Below are 3,145 nucleotides of genomic sequence, written 5' to 3'. Positions count from 1 at the left end.
ATGAGTCTCTCAAATAATCGCAGCGCGATGATGTTGATTTATTCAAGACATCTTCGGGTTGTGAGGTTAAGCGACTAAGCGTACACGGTGGATGCCTAGGCAGTCAGAGGCGATGAAGGGCGTGCTAATCTGCGATAAGCGTCGGCAAGGTGATATGAACCGTTATACCCGACGATACCCGAATGGGGAAACCCAGTGTGTTTCGACACACTATCATTATGTGAATACATAGCGTAATGAGGCGAACCGGGGGAACTGAAACATCTCAGTACCTCGAGGAAAAGAAATCAACCGAGATTCCCCCAGTAGCGGCGAGCGAACGGGGAAGAGCCCAGAACCAGAATCAGTTTGTGTGTTAGTGGAAGCGTCTGGAAAGTCGCACAGTAAAGGGTGATAGTCCCGTACACAAAAATGCACAGGCTGTGAGTTCGATGAGTAGGGCGGGACACGTGTTATCCTGTCTGAATATGGGGGGACCATCCTCCAAGGCTAAATACTCCTGACTGACCGATAGTGAACCAGTACCGTGAGGGAAAGGCGAAAAGAACCCCGGCGAGGGGAGTGAAATAGAACCTGAAACCGTGTACGTACAAGCAGTGGGAGCATCCTTTAGGGTGTGACTGCGTACCTTTTGTATAATGGGTCAGCGACTTATATTCTGTAGCAAGGTTAACCGAATAGGGGAGCCGCAGGGAAACCGAGTCTTAACTGGGCGTTAAGTTGCAGGGTATAGACCCGAAACCCGGTGATCTAGCCATGGGCAGGTTGAAGGTTGGGTAACACTAACTGGAGGACCGAACCGACTAATGTTGAAAAATTAGCGGATGACTTGTGGCTGGGGGTGAAAGGCCAATCAAACCGGGAGATAGCTGGTTCTCCCCGAAAGCTATTTAGGTAGCGCCTCGTGAACTCATCTTCGGGGGTAGAGCACTGTTTCGGCTAGGGGGTCATCCCGACTTACCAACCCGATGCAAACTGCGAATACCGAAGAATGTTATCACGGGAGACACACGGCGGGTGCTAACGTCCGTCGTGAAGAGGGAAACAACCCAGACCGCCAGCTAAGGTCCCAAAGTCATGGTTAAGTGGGAAACGATGTGGGAAGGCCTAGACAGCCAGGATGTTGGCTTAGAAGCAGCCATCATTTAAAGAAAGCGTAATAGCTCACTGGTCGAGTCGGCCTGCGCGGAAGATGTAACGGGGCTAAACCATGCACCGAAGCTGCGGCAGCGACGCTTAGGCGTTGTTGGGTAGGGGAGCGTTCTGTAAGCCTGCGAAGGTGGCCTGTGAGGGCTGCTGGAGGTATCAGAAGTGCGAATGCTGACATAAGTAACGATAATGCGGGTGAAAAACCCGCACGCCGGAAGACCAAGGGTTCCTGTCCAACGTTAATCGGGGCAGGGTGAGTCGACCCCTAAGGCGAGGCCGAAAGGCGTAGTCGATGGGAAACAGGTTAATATTCCTGTACTGGGTGTGACTGCGAAGGGGGGACGGAGAAAGCTAGGTTATCCGGGCGACGGTTGTCCCGGTTTAAGCGTGAAGGTGGGCATTGCAGGTAAATCCGTAATGCTGTTAACACTGAGGCGTGATGACGAGTCACTACGGTGATGAAGTAACCAATGCTACGCTTCCAGGAAAAGCCTCTAAGCTCCAGGTCACATCGAATCGTACCCCAAACCGACACAGGTGGTCAGGTAGAGAATACTCAGGCGCTTGAGAGAACTCGGGTGAAGGAACTAGGCAAAATGGTGCCGTAACTTCGGGAGAAGGCACGCTGGATTTGGTGAAGTCCCTCGCGGATGGAGCTGAGACCAGTCGCAGATACCAGCTGGCTGCAACTGTTTAATAAAAACACAGCACTGTGCAAACACGAAAGTGGACGTATACGGTGTGACGCCTGCCCGGTGCCGGAAGGTTAATTGATGGGGTCAGCCGCAAGGCGAAGCTCTTGATCGAAGCCCCGGTAAACGGCGGCCGTAACTATAACGGTCCTAAGGTAGCGAAATTCCTTGTCGGGTAAGTTCCGACCTGCACGAATGGCGTAATGATGGCCAGGCTGTCTCCACCCGAGACTCAGTGAAATTGAACTCGCTGTGAAGATGCAGTGTACCCGCGGCAAGACGGAAAGACCCCGTGAACCTTTACTATAGCTTGACACTGAACCTTGAGCCTTGATGTGTAGGATAGGTGGGAGGCTTTGAAGTGTGGACGCCAGTCTGCATGGAGCCAACCTTGAAATACCACCCTTTAATGTTTGATGTTCTAACGTGGGCCCCTAATCGGGGTTGCGGACAGTGTCTGGTGGGTAGTTTGACTGGGGCGGTCTCCTCCCAAAGCGTAACGGAGGAGCACGAAGGTTAGCTAATCCTGGTCGGACATCAGGAGGTTAGTGCAAAGGCATAAGCTAGCTTGACTGCGAGAGTGACGGCTCGAGCAGGTGCGAAAGCAGGTCTTAGTGATCCGGTGGTTCTGAATGGAAGGGCCATCGCTCAACGGATAAAAGGTACTCCGGGGATAACAGGCTGATACCGCCCAAGAGTTCATATCGACGGCGGTGTTTGGCACCTCGATGTCGGCTCATCACATCCTGGGGCTGAAGTAGGTCCCAAGGGTATGGCTGTTCGCCATTTAAAGTGGTACGCGAGCTGGGTTTAGAACGTCGTGAGACAGTTCGGTCCCTATCTGCCGTGGGCGTTGGAAGATTGAGAGGGGTTGCTCCTAGTACGAGAGGACCGGAGTGAACGCACCACTGGTGTACGGGTTGTGATGCCAATTGCATTGCCCGGTAGCTAAGTGCGGAAGAGATAACCGCTGAAAGCATCTAAGCGGGAAACTTGCCTCGAGATGAGTCTTCCCTGGGTACTTGATGCCCCTGAAGGGCCGTTGAAGACGACGACGTAGATAGGCTGGGTGTGTAAGTGCAGTGATGCATTGAGCTAACCAGTACTAATGACCCGAGAGGCTTAACCTTACAACACCGAAGGTGTTTTGAGAGATGATGACTCGTAGAAACATGTATTGATACTCAGCTTGTTCGAAGATTGGTTCTGATGGTTGTGCGAGAGGGAAAGCAAAGCATAACGATTAGAATAAAACAGAATTTGCCTGGCGGCGATAGCGCGGTGGTCCCACCTGACCCCATGCC

Annotated in this window: 1 rRNA gene; it reads left to right on the top strand. The window is 52.5% G+C overall.

From position 1 onward, the window contains the following. Positions 1-64 precede the first annotated feature (64 nt). Positions 65-2,971 (top strand): 23S ribosomal RNA (locus ACKPVM_RS20360). Positions 2,972-3,145: the final 174 nt, after the last annotated feature.

This window comes from Pectobacterium hainanensis, from assembly GCF_046237015.1.
In the GTDB taxonomy this organism is placed as follows: Bacteria; Pseudomonadota; Gammaproteobacteria; order Enterobacterales; family Enterobacteriaceae; genus JBJYIN01.
The sequence above is the reverse complement of the archived record's forward strand: the minus strand, read 5'-3'. Positions and strand labels throughout refer to the sequence as shown.